Source organism: Candidatus Pelagibacter bacterium nBUS_30, from assembly GCF_051201245.1.
GTDB lineage: Bacteria > Pseudomonadota > Alphaproteobacteria > Pelagibacterales > Pelagibacteraceae > Pelagibacter.
Window position 1 is genome coordinate 1,184,322 of record NZ_CP172842.1, and the last position, 19,154, is coordinate 1,203,475.

Annotated in this window: 20 protein-coding genes; 2 read left to right on the plus strand and 18 right to left on the minus strand. The window is 31.4% G+C overall.

All coding sequences use genetic code 11. The features are described from left to right. Positions 1-2 precede the first annotated feature (2 nt). From ACIJYE_RS06430 to ffh, 16 genes are read right to left on the minus strand one after another with little or no spacing between them, the layout of a single operon-like run. On the minus strand, positions 3-782 hold the full coding sequence (locus ACIJYE_RS06430) for a succinate dehydrogenase iron-sulfur subunit (protein ID WP_435090081.1): 780 nt from the start codon (positions 780-782) through the stop codon (positions 3-5). After that, positions 782-2,557 (minus strand): succinate dehydrogenase flavoprotein subunit, encoded by a 1,776-nt coding sequence (gene sdhA, locus ACIJYE_RS06435; protein WP_435090082.1) that lies wholly within the window; start codon positions 2,555-2,557, stop codon positions 782-784. Before sdhA ends, ACIJYE_RS06430 begins: the two co-directional genes overlap by 1 nt. Further along, the gene (gene sdhD / locus ACIJYE_RS06440) at positions 2,557-2,883 is read right to left on the minus strand and encodes a succinate dehydrogenase, hydrophobic membrane anchor protein (RefSeq protein WP_435090084.1); all 327 of its coding nucleotides are present in this window, start codon (positions 2,881-2,883) and stop codon (positions 2,557-2,559) included. The genes sdhA and sdhD overlap by 1 nt, the downstream gene beginning before the upstream one ends. Continuing rightward, positions 2,880-3,263: a succinate dehydrogenase, cytochrome b556 subunit gene (gene sdhC, locus ACIJYE_RS06445; protein ID WP_435090085.1), complete on the minus strand. Its 384-nt coding sequence runs from the start codon at positions 3,261-3,263 to the stop codon at positions 2,880-2,882. Before sdhC ends, sdhD begins: the two co-directional genes overlap by 4 nt. Next, on the minus strand, positions 3,253-4,260 hold the full coding sequence (locus tag ACIJYE_RS06450; protein WP_435090087.1) for an aspartate-semialdehyde dehydrogenase: 1,008 nt from the start codon (positions 4,258-4,260) through the stop codon (positions 3,253-3,255). The genes sdhC and ACIJYE_RS06450 overlap by 11 nt, the downstream gene beginning before the upstream one ends. Before the next feature lie 19 nt (positions 4,261-4,279). Continuing rightward, positions 4,280-5,389 carry a dimethylsulfoniopropionate demethylase gene (locus tag ACIJYE_RS06455; protein ID WP_435090088.1) on the minus strand — a complete coding sequence of 370 codons (1,110 nt, stop codon included), beginning with the start codon at positions 5,387-5,389 and terminating at the stop codon, positions 4,280-4,282. Continuing rightward, a complete protein-coding gene (locus ACIJYE_RS06460) occupies positions 5,386-6,162 on the minus strand; it encodes an alpha/beta fold hydrolase (RefSeq protein WP_435090089.1) in 777 nt (258 codons plus the stop codon). Before ACIJYE_RS06460 ends, ACIJYE_RS06455 begins: the two co-directional genes overlap by 4 nt. Before the next feature lie 8 nt (positions 6,163-6,170). Further along, entirely contained in the window at positions 6,171-7,787 is a 1,617-nt protein-coding gene (locus ACIJYE_RS06465; RefSeq protein ID WP_435090091.1) for an acyl-CoA synthetase, read from the minus strand. 2 nt (positions 7,788-7,789) lie between these two features. After that, a complete protein-coding gene (locus tag ACIJYE_RS06470) occupies positions 7,790-9,553 on the minus strand; it encodes an acyl-CoA dehydrogenase family protein (protein WP_435090092.1) in 1,764 nt (587 codons plus the stop codon). A gap of 26 nt (positions 9,554-9,579) precedes the next feature. Continuing rightward, positions 9,580-10,686 carry a 3-isopropylmalate dehydrogenase gene (gene leuB, locus ACIJYE_RS06475; RefSeq protein WP_435090093.1) on the minus strand — a complete coding sequence of 369 codons (1,107 nt, stop codon included), beginning with the start codon at positions 10,684-10,686 and terminating at the stop codon, positions 9,580-9,582. Then, positions 10,679-11,284 carry a 3-isopropylmalate dehydratase small subunit gene (leuD, locus tag ACIJYE_RS06480; RefSeq protein WP_435090095.1) on the minus strand — a complete coding sequence of 202 codons (606 nt, stop codon included), beginning with the start codon at positions 11,282-11,284 and terminating at the stop codon, positions 10,679-10,681. Before leuD ends, leuB begins: the two co-directional genes overlap by 8 nt. Beyond that, a complete protein-coding gene (gene leuC / locus ACIJYE_RS06485) occupies positions 11,285-12,688 on the minus strand; it encodes a 3-isopropylmalate dehydratase large subunit (RefSeq protein ID WP_435090096.1) in 1,404 nt (467 codons plus the stop codon). It lies immediately after the preceding gene. 11 nt (positions 12,689-12,699) lie between these two features. Further along, positions 12,700-13,206 carry a 50S ribosomal protein L19 gene (rplS, locus tag ACIJYE_RS06490; protein WP_435090098.1) on the minus strand — a complete coding sequence of 169 codons (507 nt, stop codon included), beginning with the start codon at positions 13,204-13,206 and terminating at the stop codon, positions 12,700-12,702. Between the two features lie 16 nt (positions 13,207-13,222). Beyond that, positions 13,223-13,909 (minus strand): tRNA (guanosine(37)-N1)-methyltransferase TrmD, encoded by a 687-nt coding sequence (gene trmD, locus ACIJYE_RS06495; protein WP_435090099.1) that lies wholly within the window; start codon positions 13,907-13,909, stop codon positions 13,223-13,225. Positions 13,910-13,923: 14 nt separating this feature from the next. After that, a complete protein-coding gene (gene rpsP / locus ACIJYE_RS06500; protein WP_435090100.1) occupies positions 13,924-14,451 on the minus strand; it encodes a 30S ribosomal protein S16 in 528 nt (175 codons plus the stop codon). Between the two features lie 15 nt (positions 14,452-14,466). Then, positions 14,467-15,825, minus strand: a complete 1,359-nt coding sequence (gene ffh, locus ACIJYE_RS06505) for a signal recognition particle protein (protein WP_435090102.1) — start codon at positions 15,823-15,825, stop codon at positions 14,467-14,469. A gap of 161 nt (positions 15,826-15,986) precedes the next feature. On the opposite strand from ffh, the gene dapF reads away from it, so the two are divergent. Continuing rightward, positions 15,987-16,811 (plus strand): diaminopimelate epimerase, encoded by an 825-nt coding sequence (gene dapF / locus ACIJYE_RS06510; protein WP_435090103.1) that lies wholly within the window; start codon positions 15,987-15,989, stop codon positions 16,809-16,811. Then, on the plus strand, positions 16,811-17,728 hold the full coding sequence (gene ftsY, locus ACIJYE_RS06515) for a signal recognition particle-docking protein FtsY (protein WP_435090104.1): 918 nt from the start codon (positions 16,811-16,813) through the stop codon (positions 17,726-17,728). Before dapF ends, ftsY begins: the two co-directional genes overlap by 1 nt. Here ftsY and ACIJYE_RS06520 read toward each other — a convergent pair. Together ACIJYE_RS06520 and ACIJYE_RS06525 are read right to left on the minus strand one after the other, a co-directional pair. Beyond that, positions 17,721-18,287: a hypothetical protein gene (locus tag ACIJYE_RS06520; protein WP_435090106.1), complete on the minus strand. Its 567-nt coding sequence runs from the start codon at positions 18,285-18,287 to the stop codon at positions 17,721-17,723. The genes ftsY and ACIJYE_RS06520 overlap by 8 nt on opposite strands. Positions 18,288-18,333: 46 nt before the next feature. Then, positions 18,334-19,152 carry an alpha/beta hydrolase gene (locus tag ACIJYE_RS06525; protein WP_435090108.1) on the minus strand — a complete coding sequence of 273 codons (819 nt, stop codon included), beginning with the start codon at positions 19,150-19,152 and terminating at the stop codon, positions 18,334-18,336. Positions 19,153-19,154: the final 2 nt, after the last annotated feature.

Consider the following 19,154-nt stretch of genomic DNA (forward strand, 5'->3'; position numbering starts at 1 on the left):
ATTTAAACATTGGCTGTAGCTATCATTTTTTTAATTTCAGCTATAGCTTTTGCAGGATTTAAGCCTTTTGGACAAGCGCTGGTACAATTAAGAATAGTATGACATCTATAAAGCTTTAATTCATCAGCAACCTTTTTCAATCTTGCTTTTCTTTCTTCATCTCTACTATCAATGATCCATCTATATGCTTGAAGAAGTACAGCAGGACCTAAATATTTATCACCATTCCACCAATAACTTGGACATGATGTTGAACAACATGCACACATAATACATTCATATGCTCCATCAAGTTTAGCTCTTTCTTCTTTTGATTGCACTATTTCAGTTGTTTCTTTCGTTGAATTATTTTTTAACCAAGGTTCAATGGATTGATATTGTTTATAAAGTCCATCTAAGTCACCAATCAAATCTCTTTTAATTTTTAAATGAGGTAATGGATAAATGTCTATGTCACCATCAATTTCTGCGTGAGGTGTAGTACACGCAAGACCATTTTTACCTCCCATATTCATAGCACAAGATCCACATACTCCATGTGCACAAGATCTCCGGTAAGCTAGTGATGGATCAATTTCATTCTTAATTTTGTTTAGAATATCTAGAACTTTTGAAGGACAGTTATCCATATCCACTTCATAGGTATCTAATCTAGGGTTTTCTTCTGTAGAAGGATCCCATCTATAAACATTAACTTTTCTTATATTTTTTGAACCAGTCTTATCTTGATAATATTCACCTTTTTTAACTTCGGAGTTTTTAGGTAAATTTATTTGTACCATTAATAAACTCTTTCTTGTGGAGGAAAATATTGGACTTCATTTGTCAACGTAGATTTATGTACCTCTCTATAACTAATTTTTGTATTTTTGCCCTCGCACCAAGCAAGTGTATGTTGCATAAATTTTTCATCGTCTCTTTTGGGGAAATCTTCTCGAGCATGCGCTCCTCTACTTTCTTTTCTATTATAGGCAGAGTCTACTGTCACTACAGCTTGTCTAATTAGATTGTCAAATTCTAAAGTTTCTACTAAATCAGTATTAAATACTAATGATTTATCCTTTACTGATATAGATTCTAATCCATCGTAAGTTTTTCTTATTTCTTCAACTCCTTCTTTAAGAGTTTTTTCTGTTCTAAAAACTGCACACTTAGATTGCATTGTTTTCTGCATCGCTAGTCTTAATTCGGCTGTACCAGTATCTCCTTCTGCATTTCTTAATTTGTCAAATCTGTCTAAACATTTTTGAGTTTCTGAATCTCCAATTTCTTCATGCGGTTCCCCTGGTTTAACTAATTCTGCAGCTCTCTTAGCAGCAGCTCTTCCAAAAACTACTAAATCAATTAAAGAGTTGGATCCTAATCTATTTGCTCCATGAACCGAAACGCATGCTGCTTCACCAATAGCCATCAATCCAGGAACGGTTTTTTCAGAGCCATTCACTGTCAAAACTTCCCCTTTATAATTTGTTGGAATACCACCCATATTATAATGCACTGTTGGAACCACTGGAATTGGATCCTTGGTAATATCAACATTTGCAAATAATCTTGCAGCATCAGTAATTCCAGGCAATCTGTTTTCAATAATTTCTTTATCTAAATGACTTAAGTTTAAATGAACATGATCTTGATCTTTTCCAACTCCTCTTCCTTCATTAATTTCAATTGACATTGACCTACTTACTACGTCTCTTGATGCTAGATCTTTTGCGTTAGGGGCATATCTTTCCATAAATCTCTCACCTTTTGAATTTGTAAGGTAACCCCCTTCACCTCTAGCTCCTTCTGTTATTAAAGTACCATGACCATATATTCCTGTTGGATGAAACTGGACAAACTCCATGTCTTGCAGTGGCAATCCAGCTCTTAAAACCATTGCATTACCATCTCCTGTACAGGTGTGAGCAGAAGTCGCTGAATAATATACTTTTCCATAGCCACCTGTTGCTATAATCACTGTATGAGCTCTAAACCTATGGATTGTTCCGTCATTTAAGTTCCAAGCAATCAGCCCTTTACACTCCCCATCTTTCATCAATAAATCTAAAGCAAAATATTCTATAAAAAATTCCGTATTATGTTTAAGAGCTTGCCCATATAACGTGTGTAGTATCGCATGACCTGTTCTATCTGCCGCTGCACAAGTTCTTTGAACTATTCCATTTCCATAATTTTTTGTCATTCCACCAAAAGGTCTTTGATAAATTTTTCCTTCTTCAGTTCGGCTGAATGGAACGCCATATTTTTCTAACTCAATTACTGCTTTTGGTGCTTCTTTGCATAAATATTCAATGCTATCCTGATCTCCTAACCAGTCTGCACCCTTTACAGTATCGTACATGTGCCACCTCCAATCATCCTCACCCATATTTCCTAGGGCTGCAGAAATTCCTCCCTGTGCAGCAGAGGTGTGACTTCTAGTTGGAAATACTTTTGAAATACAAGCAGTTTTTAATCCTGCTTCACTTAATCCTACAGCTGCTCTTAAACCAGATCCACCTGCTCCAAGAACAACAACATCATATTCATGATCTACAATTTTGTAAGAACTCATTAATTTAGATTAAATAAAAAAATAATTGTTAATAATGGAATTGTTATAGCAGAAATAAATAATACTCTGTTTGCGACATATTTGATTTTATCATCTTCAATATAGTCTTCAAAAACCTCACTAATACTTAGTGCTGAAAAAAAATAAGCAAAAATAATAAATAAACTGAACAAAAATTTAGATTTTGAGTTAGTAAAAAACTCTACAACCTCCGTATAGCTACTGTCATAAATTGCTATAAAATTAACAATAAACCAAAGCATTAAAGGTAATAAAATAATTGATGAGATTTTGAGAAAAATCCATTTTTTAGTAGCTAAGTTCATATTAAATTTTTACCTAATAAATATATTATAATAGTTAATAAAATTGAACCAAAAATAACAACTAGCCCTGTTATACGAGTTGTTTGTAATTCAAAACCATAACCCATGTCCATTATTAAGTGTCTAATCTCACTTAATATTTGAAAACTAAAAGACCAAGCAAAACCTAAAGCAATAAATTTTCCAAGAAATGAATTTAATACAAAATTAATCAATGCATAATTAACTTCCCCAAAAAATAACAATAAAACCCAAAGACAAATTAGAGTTATAGCAATAATATTTATTATTCCGGTTACACGATGAGAAATGGATACTAAAGATGAAATATGCCATCTATAAATCTGTATATGTGGAGATAATGGGCTTTTATTTTCCATAAAAGTTATTTTTAATTAATGTTTCTGCAATCTCAACTGAATTTAAAGCTGCACCTCTTAAAAGATTATCTGAAACAATCCACATATTTAATCCATTATTTATAGTTTTATCTTCTCTAATCCTTGAAATAAAAGTTTCATCTCTACCTTCAGCTTCTATAGGCGTAGAATAGCCACCATCAGATCTCTCATCAATTACTTTACATCCCTCAAAATTATCAAGAGCCTCTCTTACTTTTTCTACTGTAAAAGGTTTTTCAAATTCAATATTCACAGATTCTGAGTGAGAAACCAAAACAGGCAGTCTGACACATGTTGCTGTTAGATCTATTTTGTTATCTAAAATTTTTTTAGTTTCATTTACCATTTTTAATTCTTCTTTTGTATAACCATCATCTGCAAAAACATCTATGTGAGGAATAGCATTAAATGCAATTTGTTTTGTAAAGTTCTTAGAGTTAACTTTTTTATTTTCTAATACTAACTTAGATTGTTCTATCAATTCGTCCATGGGGGCTTTGCCTCCTCCTGAAACTGATTGGTAAGTTGATACAACTATTCTTTTAATAATGAATAAATCATGCAAAGGTTTTAAGGGTAAAACTAATTGAGCAGTTGAACAATTGGGATTTGCAATAATATTTTTTTTTATGTTATTTAAGTGATTTGAATTTACCTGAGGTACTATTAAAGGAACATCAGGATCCATTCTGTAGAAACTAGAGTTATCAATAACCAGCGAATGTTTGGCTGCTTTTTCAACAAATTTTTCTGAAATTTTTCCACCTGCTGCAAAGAAAGTAATTTTAACTTTAGAAAAATCAAAAGTTTCTAAATTTAAAACTTCATAATCATTACCTTTAAAATTAATTTTTGATCCAGCACTTCTTGATGAAGCTAATAGATATAGATTATCCATAGACAGTTCTTTCTTTTCAAGAACTTCGAGTATTTTTCTGCCTACATTTCCAGTGGCTCCAACAATAGCTATATTCATGATTTTGTTAAAGTTTATACTAAATGAAAGGTAAATCGCAAACGTTTCCAGTACAAATGTTACCGTTTATCTCAACTTTAACAGTTTTTGAAGCCTCCCAATAAGGCTTTTTTAACATTGCAATTCCAATAACTTTTTTAAAATGTGGAGAGTAGCATGCTGACCTTAATTCACCAATTATATTATCTTTTTCATCTTTTAAATCTAATGAACCTACTAAACTTATTTCTTTAATATCAAACTGAACACCCATTAATTTTTTTTGAATACCTTCTGATTTTATTTTTTTTAATTTTTCTTTGCCCAAAAAATTTGTCTCACTATCTAAAGAAACATACTGATCAAAGCCACACTCAAAAGGATTATCATTATTATCAAAATCATTACCATAAGAAAGCAAACCACTTTCAATTCTTTCTATCAAATTTGGACAGCCTGGTTTAACATTAAATTCTTTTCCAACTTCAAATAAATGATCATATAATTTTTGTCCTGATTTTGTATTTTGAACATACACTTCGTATCCTCCTTGCTTAGACCAGCCAGATCTTGCAATTAAATGTTTCGTGCCTTCAAAATTAAAATAATCAAAACCAAAAAATTTTAATTCTGTAATTGGTTTTCCAAAAATTTTTTCCATTAAGCTAAAAGATTTAGGCCCTTGAATAGCAATAATATCCACTACTGGTTCAATAATTTTTACATTCAGTTTGTATCCTGACGCCAAACCTTTTGCAAAAAATATTACATCTGAGTCAGCAATTGATATCCACCATTTATCTTCTGCTAATTTTAAGACCACTGGATCGTTTACCAAATTTCCATCGTCGTCAATAATTGGGCAATAATAACATCTTCCTATTTTTGATTTTGATAAATTTCTACATGTCATCAGCTGAACAAGTTTTGCAGAGTCTTTTCCTTGGATTTCTACTTGTCTCTCAGCCGCTACATCCCAAATTTGAACATCTTTTTTTAAATGCGTATATGAATCTTCTAAAGATCCAAATGCAGCAGGTAAAAGCATATGGTTATAAACAGTATAAGCAGTTACACCTTGTTTCTCTATTCTTGAGGTATATGGAGTACCTCTAAGTCTTCTAGATTTTGCAATTGAATATTGTTTCATTTTTGTAAAAATTCTAAGACTTTTTCTCTCATTTCAAATGCTTTTTCAATCATAATCATGTGACCACAACCCTCTATAATGTGAGTAGTAGAATTTTTAATTAAATTTGCAAATTTTTTACCAACTTCTAAATTTACCATTTTATCTAATGCACCAAAAATTAATAAAGTTGGACAATCAATTGTTTTTATAGCATTAGACCCATTTGCATAATTATTACAGGCGATCAAATCGACAGCTAATATTTCTCTAATGTCAGACGGAGATTGAATTATTTTTTCAACAGGATTTCCTCCAATAAATTTTTTTGACCCTTCATAACCCCATTTCATCATTAATTTAACAGCGTCAGTATCTGCATTTAAAGCTAAATCTATTAAATCCTTATTAACTGGCATTTTGTAAGAACCACCAATGAAAACCATTTTTTTTATTCTTTTTTTGTATTTATGAGAATATTCAAGCATCTCCAAACATCCTTGAGAATGGCCAACCAAAATAACTTTCTCTAATTTTAATTTTACAAATACTTTTTCTAACCAATCTGCAATATCTTCTATTGTTTTTAAACAAGGGCCATCAGAACTTCCGTGTCCAGGTAAATCAATTGATAAAACATTGTAATTTTTATTAGAAAAAAATTGTTCTGCTAAAGACCAAACAATGTGTGAAAGACCACTGCCATGAAGAAAAATAATCGTATCTTTTTTACCATCAATACCTTGCCCTGCATCAGATGCATGAAAGTTTTTATTTTCTAACTGATATATCAATTAATTACCTAGAATTTTTTTCTTAACTCAAATTTTTGAATTTTGCCTGTTGATGTTTTTGGTAACTCACAAAAAATAACTTTTTTTGGAACTTTAAAACCAGCCAATGTTTCTTTACAAAAATCAATTAATTCTTTTTCTGTAACTGGTTTGTCTTGGACCATTTCAATAAATGCACAAGGTACTTCGCCCCATTTTTCATCAGGTTTTGCAACTACTGCTGCTATTGATACAGATGGATGTTTTGAAAGTGTATTTTCTATTTCTATTGATGATATATTTTCGCCTCCTGAAATAATTATATCCTTAGATCTATCTTGTATTTTTACATAACCATCAGGATGAATTACTGCTAAATCTCCTGAGTGAAACCAGCCACCAGCCATAGCTTTATCGGTAGCCACTTTATCTTTAAAATAGCCCTTCATCACTACGTTTCCTCTTAACATGATCTCACCAATAGTTTTTCCATCTCTTGGTACTTCCTTCATAGTTTCGGGATCCATAATAGTAGCGCCTTCAAGATTGGGATACCTAACACCCTGTCTTGCTTTAATTTCGTTTTGCTTTTCTTCATCATATTCATTCCATTCATCATTCCAGGCACACTGTGTGACATGACCGTAAGTTTCCGTTAAACCATAAACATGCATTACTTCAAATCCTAGGTTTTTCATTTTCTTAAAAATAATACTAGGTGGAGGAGCTCCTGCAGTTAAAACATAAACTTTTCTTTTTAACTTTTTTCGATCACTTTCTGGTGCTCCAGTGATCATATTCAATATAATTGGTGCTCCACCAAAATGGGTTACATTATATTTATCAATTAATTCAAAAATTTTTTTAACGTCAATATTTCTTAGACAAATAGTTCTTCCATTTAACATAGGAATTGTCCAAGGATAACACCAACCGTTACAGTGAAACATAGGAACTATAGTAAGAAAATTTAACCTATTAGGCATATTCCACGCTACTGTGCTCCCAGTAGACATTAAGTAGGCACCTCTATGATGGTAAACAACACCTTTTGGATTCCCTGTTGTACCTGATGTGTAGCTTAGTGATATTGCCTGCCATTCATCTTCTGGCATTTTCCAATCATAATTTTCATCGCCTGAATTTAAAAAATCTTCATATTCTAAATCACCAATTTTTTCTAACTTGGATTGATCTGCATGTTTATCATTAATATCAATTACAATAATCTTTTTGTCTAAAATTTTTAATGCTTTTTTTACTTCTACGTGAAGCTGTCTATCTACAACTAAAACTTTCGCTTCACTATGATCTAAAATATAAGCGATAGTGTTTGCATCTAATCTGATATTAATTGTATTTAATACACCACCAGTCATTGGTACCGAATAATGAGCCTCAAAAATTTCTGGAGTATTGAAAGCTAAAAATGAAACTGTGTCTCCTTTGCTAATTCCAATTTTTGATAAAGCACTAGCAAATTTTACAGATCTTTTGTAGACTTGACTCCAAGTATACTTTCTATCTTCATAAACTATCGCTTCATAACTAGGGTAGACATCTTTAGCTCTTTCTAAAAACGTTAATGGGGTAAGAGGTACATAGTTTGCTTTATTTTTATCTAAATTTTTTTCGTAATTGCTCATAATTAGTTAAATTTAAAATTCATTATATTTGAGCTTCCTGATATTGCAGATTTATAATGGTACTCTGCTCTTGGTAATACTTTTTCAAAATAAAATTTTGCCGTATTAATCTTATCATTATAAAAATTTTTATTAGACTCGTAGTCACTAAAGCTAACCTCAAGAATTTTTATCCACGAATATGCTACAGAAACAAAACCAAGCGTTTTTAAATAATCATTAGCAGCTGCACTCACATCATCTTTATCAGTCTTACTTTTGTCATTAATCCAATCAGTAAATTTTGATAAAATATCTAAATAATAATTCAATTCTTTAGAAAAGCTTTTTACCTTTTCATTTTTACTTTCACTTTCAATTTTAATCATTTCTAAAAATTTATTAACCACATTTCCATTTTTATTGGATAGTTTTCTAAATACTAAATCAGCTGCCTGAACTGAATTTGTTCCTTCATAAATTGGAGTAATCCTGTTATCTCTATATAATTGTTCAATTCCTTGATCTTTTGTATATCCATATCCTCCATGAATTTGCATTGCATCACTGGTGATTTCCATGGCTAGATCAGTGAACAATGATTTTACAACTGGTGTCATTAATGAAACATAATCAGAAGCTTCTTGTTTAATTTTGGCATCTGGATGATAAAGACTTACTTCTGTTTGTTGAGATAGCCAAAAACACAATGCTCTTTCACCTTCAATTATTGATTTCATATTTAGCAAAGATCTTCTTATATCAGCATGCTCGATTATAAAATCAGCACCATTCTCTGATTTAGTATTATTAGTTTTTCCTTGTTTTCTTTCTTTGGCATAAGCAAGTGAGTTTTGATATGCTATTTCTGAAATACCTAAACCTTGTATACCAACAACTATTCTTTCTAGATTCATCATGGTAAACATTGCGTTTAAACCTTTGTCTTTTGTACCTATCAAATAACCAGTTGCTTCATCAAAATTTAAAACACATGTTGCTGAACCTTTTATACCCATTTTACTTTCTATTGATCCTGTAGACACTCCATTTCTTTGTCCAACTGTCCCATCTTCATTCACAATAAACTTGGGAACTAAAAATAAACTTATACCCTTGGTGCCTGTGGGAGAATCTGTTGATCTAGCTAAAACCAAATGAATTATATTTTCTGTTAAATCATGGTCACCAGAAGTAATAAAAATTTTTTGACCACTAATTTTATAAGTGTTGTCAGATTGTTTGGCTGCTTTTGTTTTTAATAAACCTAAATCTGTTCCACAGACAGGTTCTGTTAAACACATTGTTCCGCTCCATTTTCCCTCGACTATCTTTGGTAGATATTTTTCTTTAATTTCATCTGGTGCATGATGACTAATACAATTGTAAGCACCAATGCTTAATTCACTATATAATTTAAATGATAAGCTTGCTGAAGAAAGCATTTCATCAAAGAAAGCGCTAACTGTTTTTGGCATTCCTTGGCCACCATATTTAGGGTCACAAGATAATGATGTCCAACCATCTTCAATATATTTTTGGTAAGCTTCTTTATAGCCCGGGGGTGTTCTGACCACTCCGTTTTCTAAAACTGCTGGATTTTCATCTCCTGACTTTGCTAATGGTAAAATCAAATTTTGATTTATTTTTGCAGCCTCTTCTAAAATATCTTTAACTAAATCTGGACTAACTTCATTGTATTTTTCTAATTCATTGTAGTTCTTGTTGTCTCTTAATTTTTCAAAGAGAAACAGCATGTCCTCAACTGGCGCAATATAACTTGGCATTTTGAAACCTTAGAATAATTCTAGAATTATTGCAATTTTGAAATTATCGCATCACCCATTGATGATGTTGATGTTTCTTTCATTCCGTCAGACAGGATGTCTTTGGTTCTTAAGCCATCATTTAATACTTCTTGTACTGCTTTTTCTAACGCATCAGCTTCGTTATCCAGATCTAATGAATATCTAAGAGCCATTGCAAAACTTAAAATTGATGCAATTGGATTTGCAACTCCCTTACCTGCGATATCTGGAGCAGAACCATGAATTGGCTCATACATTGCTCTCATTTCACCATCTTTATTCTTAGCTCCAAGAGAAGCAGATGGAAGAAGACCTAAAGATCCTGTTAACATGGAAGCTTGATCTGAAAGCATATCTCCAAATAAATTGTCAGTAACTATCACATCGAACTGTTTGGGATTTCTTAAAAGTTGCATCGCACAATTGTCTGCTAACATATGACTTAATTCGACATCTTTATATTCTTTATCATGTAATTCTTGAACTTCCTCTTTCCATAGCTGTCCGGCTTCCATTACATTAGATTTTTCACAAGATGTAACTTTATTTGATCTTTTTTTAGCTAAATCAAAAGCCACTCTAGCTACTCTAGTTATTTCGCTAGTAGTATACGTATGAGTATTAATGCCTTTTCTTTCACCATTTTCTATTGGTTTAATTCCTCTTGGTTCACCAAAGTAAATTCCACCTGTTAATTCTCTAACTATCATTATATCTAATCCTGATACTATTTCTGGCTTAAGCGTAGAAGCATCCACCAATTGTTCAAAACAGATTGCAGGTCTTAAATTTGCAAATAATTTTAATTCTTTTCTTAACTTTAATAATGCTCTTTCAGGTTTCTTTGAAAAATCTAAATCATCCCATTTAGGTCCACCAACAGCTCCTAACATAACAACTTCACTTTCTAGGGCTTTATAAAATACCTCATCAGTAATTGGTGTTCCGTGCTTATCATATGAACATCCACCAGCAAGATCTTCATCTATCTCAAAATCTAATGATCTTTTGTCATTAAACCATTTAATAATTTTTTTAACTTCACCAATTACCTCTGGACCAATACCATCACCAGGTAATAAAAGTATTTTTCTTTTTTTTACTTTAATCATTAAAAATCCATGGTTTTATATTTTTAATATTTCTTTCAAATTTTTCAATTTTATCTGATTTTTTCAAAGACAGAGCTATATCATCTAATCCTTCAAGCAAACACTTTTTCTTAAATGGATCAATTTGGAATTTTATTTCACTATTTCCATATACAATTTTTTCCTCATTTAAATCGACAGAAATTTCTTCTTTTCTGTTTGCATATTCTGATAGTTCTTTAATTTTATCTTCTTCAAGAATTATTGGTAAAATTCCATTCTTAAAACAATTACTATAAAAGATATCTGCGTAGCTTGAACTAATAACACAAGTTATTCCAAAATCTAATAATGCCCAAGGTGCATGCTCCCTTGATGATCCACATCCAAAATTTTTACCAGCAATTAAAATCTTTGAGTTATTAAAAGGACTTTGATTTAATGCAAAATCATTAACCTCTTTACCTTGATCATCATATCTCATTTCAAAAAATAAATTTTTTCCAAGTCCTGTTCTTTTAATAGTTTTCAAAAATTGTTTTGGAATAATCATATCTGTATCAATATTAACTATTGGTAAGTAAGCTGGAATACTTTTTAATTTATTAAATTTTTGCATTTAGTTTTGATACTTTCTAACGTCATCTAGATTTCCAGATATTGCAGCAGCAGCAGCCATTCCAGGACTTACCAGGTGAGTTCTCCCACCTCTTCCCTGTCTTCCTTCAAAATTTCTATTTGAAGTAGATGCGCATCTTTCTTCAGGTTTTAATTTATCTGCATTCATAGCTAAACACATTGAACAACCAGGTTCTCTCCACTCAAAACCAGAATTAACAAATATTTTGTCTAACCCCTCTTGTTCAGCTTGTTCTTTTACCAAACCAGATCCTGGAACAACCATTGCATCAACATGTGATGAAATTTTCTTATCTTTTAAAATTTTAGCAGCCTCTCTTAAATCCTCTATTCTTCCGTTAGTGCAGCTTCCAATAAACACTTTATCTATCTTAATATCTTTTGCCGCCATATCTGGTTTTAAGCCCATATATTTTAAAGATCTTTCTATTGAATTTTTTTTGTCTTCATCATTTTCACTTTGCGGATTTGGCACCTTGCCATCAATTGTAATTACATCTTGTGGAGATGTTCCCCAAGTTATCATCGGTAAAATTTCACCAGCATTCAAATTAAGCTCTTGATCAAAACTTGCATCAGCGTCAGTTTTAAGACTATTCCAATAATTTAAAGCTTTTTCCCAATTATCTCCTTTAGGAGACATTGGTTTTCCTTTTAAATAATTAAATATTTTTTCATCTGGTGCTATTAATCCAGCTCTTGCTCCACCTTCAATTGTCATATTGCAAATGGTCATTCGTTGTTCAACGCTTAGTGATCTAATTAAATCACCTGCGTATTCTATAACTGAGCCTGTTCCTCCAGCTGTTCCTATTTTTCCAATAATTTGAAGTATCACATCTTTAGATGTAACTCCTAAAGGAAGTTGGCCATTAACATTAATTCTAAAATTTTTTGCTTTTTTTTGAACTAATGTTTGTGTCGCTAACACATGTTCAACCTCTGACGTACCAATACCAAATGCTAACGAACCAAAAGCACCATGAGTTGCTGTGTGACTATCACCACATACAATTACTGTTCCAGGTTGAGTAAAACCTTGCTCAGGCCCAATGATATGAACGATACCTTGTCTTTTATCATCCATTCCAAAAAGTTGAATACCAAATTCTTTACAATTAGCTTCCAAAGTATCAACTTGTATTTTTGAATCTACATCAGCTATTCCCTTAGTTCTATCTGTTGTTGGTACATTATGATCAGCTACAGCTAAAGTTAAATTAGGATGTCTAACTTTTCTATTTGAATTTCTCAAGCCTTCAAAAGCTTGTGGGCTAGTTACTTCATGAACTAAGTGTCTATCTACAAAAAGTAATGCAGTACCATCGTCTTGTTGATCAACTAAGTGATCGTTCCAAATTTTATCGTAAAGAGTAGTGGACATTGAAAAAAAAATTATTTTTTTTCTGAAGGGCTTTCTGATTTTTGTTCTTCTTTAGCAACTTCAGCTGCTGGAGCTTCTTCTTTAGGAGCTTCTGCTGCTGGCGCTACGTTTTCTTCAGTAACTGTTTCAGGTTTTACATCAACATCTATTCCAATTTTTTTTCTTATCTTTTCTGCAATTCTTGCTGATTTACCTGTTCTATCTCTTAAATAATAAAGCTTAGCTCTTCTTACTTTACCTGATCTTATTACTTTAATTGAATCTATTAACGTACCATATAAAGGAAATGTTCTTTCAACACCTTCGCCAAAAGAAATTTTTCTTACAGTAAAAGATGAGTTCAAATCTCTACTTTTTTTAGCAATACAAACACCTTCAAAATATTGAATTCTTTCTTTTTTACCTTCGGTAATTCTAACCCCAACTTTAACAACATCTCCTGGATAAAAATCTGGAATTTTTTTCTCTGAAAGTATTTTTTTTACGTTATGTTGGTTTATTTCTTCAATTGTTTTCATATCTGTATTTATCAAATTAGTTTTTCTTATATTTTTGCCACAAATCTGGTCTTCGGACGCGTGTTATAGCCTCAGATTGAGATAAACGCCAGTCTTTAATTTTGCTATGATCGCCTGATAATAAGACCTCCGGAACACCTTTTTCCTCCCAAATTTGAGGTTTTGTGTACTGTGGATACTCTAATAGGCCATTTTCAAAACTCTCATCTACTTTTGAGTTTTCGTTACCTAAAACCCCAGGCAAAAGTCTCAATATACTATCTATAAGAACAAACGCAGCTGTTTCACCACCTGACAATATGTAGTCTCCAATGCTAACCTCTTCAATATTTCTTGTTGTCAGCACTCTTTCGTCAACACCCTCAAAATGTCCACAAATAAAAGATACAGATTTTTCCTTTGATAAATCACGCGCATAATGTTGATCAAACTTTTTTCCTTTAGGTGATAAATAAATAATTCTTTCACCTTCTATTTTATTTTGATCTAAAGATTTTGCCATAACGTCTGCTTTTAAAAGCATACCAGAACCGCCTCCGTACGGAGTATCATCAACAGTTTTATGTTTGTCTTTTGCTGCATCACGAATGTTTACAATCCTTAAATTCCACAACTCTTTAGATAGAGCTTTCCCGTACAAACCTTTAGATAAAGGTCCAGGAAAAACTTCTGGATAAAGTGTAAACACTTGTGCTTGCCACATAAATAATCTTTAAATTATTTCTGTTCTTCTTTAGGAGCTTCTTCTTTAGGAGCTTCTGCTGCTGGTGCTGCCTCTGCTTTAGGAGCTTCTTCTTTAGGAGCTTCTGCTGCTGGTGCTGCCTCTGCTTTAGGAGCTTCTTCTTTAGGAGCTTCTGCTGCTGGTGCTGCCTCTGCTTTAGGAGCTTCTGCTGCTGGTGCTGCCTCTGCTTTAGGAGCTGCTGGAGCTTCGTCACCTTCTTTTTTTCTCTCTTTTTTTGGAACAGCTTTTTTAGGGTTATTACCATTTGCAGGCATTGCCATTAATTCATTTTCACCTAAAATTCTTGCAACTCTAGAAGTTGGTTGAGCACCTTGACCTAACCAATATTTGATTCTTTCAGCTTCAAGTCCAACTCTTTCTTTTTTATCCTTAGGCAAAAGAGGGTTAAAAAACCCAACTTTCTCAATAAATCTTCCGTCTCTTGCAAAACGACTATCTGCTACAACAACTTTGTAAACAGGACGTTTTTTTGTTCCACCTCTTGATAATCTTAATTTTAACATTCGTTCTCCTTTTTTTTATTTTAATTGATTAAATAGCTCTGGCGGTATCCCCTTATCAGACATACCTTTCAGATTTCCTTTTGACATCTTCTTCATCATTTCTGACATCATTTTAAATTGCTTAAGCAATTTATTGATAGTGGCTGGATCTGTGCCAGAGCCATTAGCAATTCTTTTTTTTCTAGAACCGTCAATAAGTTTAGGGTTCTCTCTTTCTTTTTTAGTCATTGATAAAATAATCGCCTCATTTTTTGTGATTATACTTTCATCAATTCCTGCTGAATCCATTTGAGATTTCATTTTTGAAACACCCGGCATAAAAGACATTATACCTTCTATTCCACCCATTTTTTTCATTTGTCTCAATTGTGTTAAATAATCCTGCATAGAAAATTGACCTTTTTTTAAATTTTCTTCAGCCTTTTTAATATTTTCTTCACCTAAATCCTGTGCAGCTTTTTCTACAAGAGATACTATATCTCCCATACCAAGAATTCTGTTTGCTATTCTGTCTGGATGAAATACTTCAAGATTATCTATTTTTTCACCTATACCTAAAAATTTAATTGGAACATTAGAAACATATTTCATACTTACAGCTGCTCCACCTCTTGCATCACCATCTGCTCTAGTTAAAATTATTCCAGAAAGATTTACTGTATTTTTAAATTCTTTTGCAACAGATGCTGCTACTTGACCTGTTAAAGAGTCTGCAACCAAAAAGGTCTCTGTGGGATTTATTACACTTTCAATTTGTTTAATTTCACTCATCATTTGTAAATCAATTTGGGTTCTTCCTGCTGTATCGAATAAGATAATCTCAGCTCCATTAAGATTAGCTGCACTTATTGCTCTTTGGCAAATATCTGTTGGTTGTTGACCTTCTATTATAGGTAATGTTAAAATATTATTTTGTTCGCCAAGAGATCTGAGTTGCTCTTGTGCGGCTGGCCTATAAATATCAAGACTAACCATCATAACTTTTTTCTTTTTATTCGTTTCTAAGTATTTAGCTAATTTTGCAGTCGTAGTTGTTTTACCTGAACCTTGAAGACCAACAAGCATCATAGGTACTGGTGGGACAGCATTAAGATTTATATCATTATTTGTTTCACCTAATAAATTGACCAATTCATCATAGACAATTTTTACAACCATATCTCCAGGAGAGGTTGATCTGATAATTTCTTGTCCTAAAACTTTTGGTTTAACTTTTTCGATAAAATCTTTAGCAACATCAAGGGATACGTCTGCTTCCAATAAAGCTTGTCGGATACCTCTTAAACCCTCATCTACTTGAGCTTCATCAAGTGAAGGAGCTTTTTTTAAAGAAGAAAAAATTTCTTCGAATTTATTTGTTAAATTTTCAAACATATTTATTACGCACAGCAGTAATCGCACTAGTGGGCGAACCCTCGCTGACTAGTGTCGATCTCTTTGTTTCCAAAGACACCGCAAAGTTAATGTTTTTGCGGAAACGGAAACAACCTATAATAGAGGTTCAAAAAGTCAATAAATAAGTTAAATATCTATATATGGATTTAAAAGCTTTTAAAATGGATGGTTTAGGCAATGATTTTGTGATTATTGATAATAGACAAAAAATTACAAACCTTACCAAAGAACAAATAATAAAAATTTGTGATAGAAAATTTATAGGTTGTGATCAGTTAATTTTAATTAAAAAGAGTGAAACAGCTGATGCTTACTTAGAATTTTATAATTCTGACGGTGGCACTTCTGGTGCGTGTGGAAATGGTACAAGATGTGTTGCAGATTTATTGAGTAAAGAAACTAATAAAGATACAATCAATTTAACCACGCTATCGGGTAACTTAAAATCTGAAATTTTAGGAGATAAACTGGTTTCAACAGAAATAGGAGTAGGAAAAACAAAATGGAACGAAATTCCTTTATCTAAAGATTTAAACACAAAAAACTTAAATATTAAAATTTATGATTTAAATAAAAATGAACATGTAGGTGGTACAGCTATAAATGTTGGAAATCCTCATGTAATATTTTTTGTTGATAATAATGAAAATTTTGACATTAACAAAATTGGACCAAAAATAGAAAAACATAATTTTTTTCCAGAAAAATGCAATGTAACTTTAGCAACAGTGATTAACCATGGGTTAATCAAAGTAAAAGTTTGGGAAAGAGGTGCTGGTTTAACTAAAGCCTGCGGAACAGCAGCCTGTGCAACTGCTTTTGCCGCAAAACAAAATGGACTGACAAACAATAAAGTAGATGTAGAATTTTCTACTGGTAAATTATCAATTTCAATTGATCAAAATAATAGCATCCATATGAAAGGACCTGTTTCAGATATAAAAAATATTGAAATTAAAATTTAATGGGAATTTTTGATAAATTTAAATCTGGCTTTAAAAAAAGTGCATCTGCTTTTACATCTGGTTTAAGAGACATAGTTGTAAAAAAAGAGATAGATGACAAAACTTTAGATAAAATCGAAGAATATTTAATTCAATCTGATGTTGGTACTGTTGCTGCTTCTGAAATTAAAGAAATAATTTCTGATAGCAAAATTGATCCTAATAAAGATATCGCTGAAGAAATAAATTTGATTTTAAAAAATTATATAATTTCCTTAATGAAACCACTTGAAAATAAAGAATTCTTTAAAAAAAAAGAAAAAATTAATGCAACATTAGTTTCAGGAGTTAATGGTGTTGGCAAAACAACAACTATTGGAAAAATTAGCAAAATATTAAAAACTAATGGAAATAAAGTTATGCTAGCTGCATCAGACACTTTTAGAGCTGCAGCTATTGAGCAATTAGAAAATTGGGCAAAAAAAATTGATGTTGAAATAACAAAATCCTCACAGAATGCAGATCCAGCTTCTGTTGCATACAAAGCTATTGAGGATGCAATTAGTAATAACTTTGATCAGGTGTTAATTGATACTGCTGGAAGATTGCAAAATAAAAAAAATTTAATGGAAGAATATAAAAAAATTGCAAATGTAACAAAAAAAATAGATCCTGATGCGCCGCACGATGTAATATTAGTATTAGACGCAACTTCAGGTCAAAATGTCATTAATCAAGTTGAAGAGTTTAATAAAATAATTCCAATTACCGGTTTAATTATGACTAAATTAGATGGAACAGCAAAAGGAGGTATTCTTTTAGCTGTTGCTAAAAAATATAAACTTCCAATTATTGCTTTAGGTTTAGGAGAAAAAGAGGATGACCTTCAAATTTTTGAAGCTGAAAAATTTGCAGAGGCGTTTACTCAAATTAATTAATTAACGTACTGGAAATTAAAGGTTTATAAAAACTACATTTATAATTTTCTTTAAAATTGTCATGTCCACAATTTTTAGCAATTGATGAGATTATAAAATCAAATTTTCCATTTCGCGGATAAAGTTCTAATTTCTTTTCCAAAATATCAAATTTGAAATTAGCGTTTAAACTTTTAATTGCACTAATCATTACTAATGTTGTGTTATCTTTTAAAAGATAATAAGCAAAATCGTCAGGAAATACTGGAAAATCATATTCTTCAAGAAAGTATTTTGCTCTAGCTGGAAACCACTCATAAGATATTAGTGGAGATGAACTTTTTGTTTTATAATCATAAATATAAAGATCTTTAGGATAATCATTTATATAATTACTGTTTTCACCTCTTGCTAATACTGCTTTTTCTCTAGTTTTGAAATAAAGAGCAAAGTTTTCATTATGAGAATTCATTTGATCAATGTGAAATAAATTATCCACTTCAGAATTTTTGTCTTGAGCAAACACAAAACTGCTAAATGTTAATAAAATAAATAATAATGAAAGAGTTTTTTTCACCATTCAAAATTAATAACAAAACTTGTATTATCTTTGTTTGGAATGTGGCTTATTTTAAACTTTTAAAAAAATTATTTAATGCTAATACAAGATTTTTATCATATTCCATCATATGATCGTCATATTTCGTAAAATATGAATATTTGGGTTGATTAGCCATTTCATAAATTTTTTTACCCATCCAAAAAGGAACTATTTGATCTGCTTCTCCATGCATTACCAAAACTGGAATATTAATATTCTTAATTTTTTTATCATTTTTATATTTATCCCTTAACAAAAATCCAACTGGTATATATGGATAAAAATTTTTTGCTGCCTCAACCATAGAAGTAAAGGGTGTTTCTAATACTAATCCAGCATAATCATTATGTTGTGCTAAATGTGTTGCAATTCCTGTTCCAAGAGACTCACCATATAGTATGATATCTTCTTCATTTAATCCTAAATTTTTTAACCATGCAATTGCACTACTCCCATCGACGTAAAGGCCTTGTTCTGAAGGTTTACCCTCATTTCCACTAAAACCTCTCCAGGCTAAAATTAAAAAATTTACATTTATGTCTTTAAAATGATTTAATTTATGAATTCTATTTTCAAGTTTTCCAGCATTTCCATGAAAGTAGACAATCGTTTTAAATTTCTTAAGATCTTTTTTATGAAACCATCCTAGTAAATTTAAATTGTCAGAAGTATTGATATAAACTTTTTCAATATCTACTTCTAGCCTGTCTCCAAAATAATTATTTTCGTCTGGGTGGTACATCAAATTACGTTGAAATATGAACAGTAGTATCAATACCATGACATAAATTAATATTATTCCAATGATAATTTCCAAAAAATAATTTCTTTGTTTAAATTTCACTT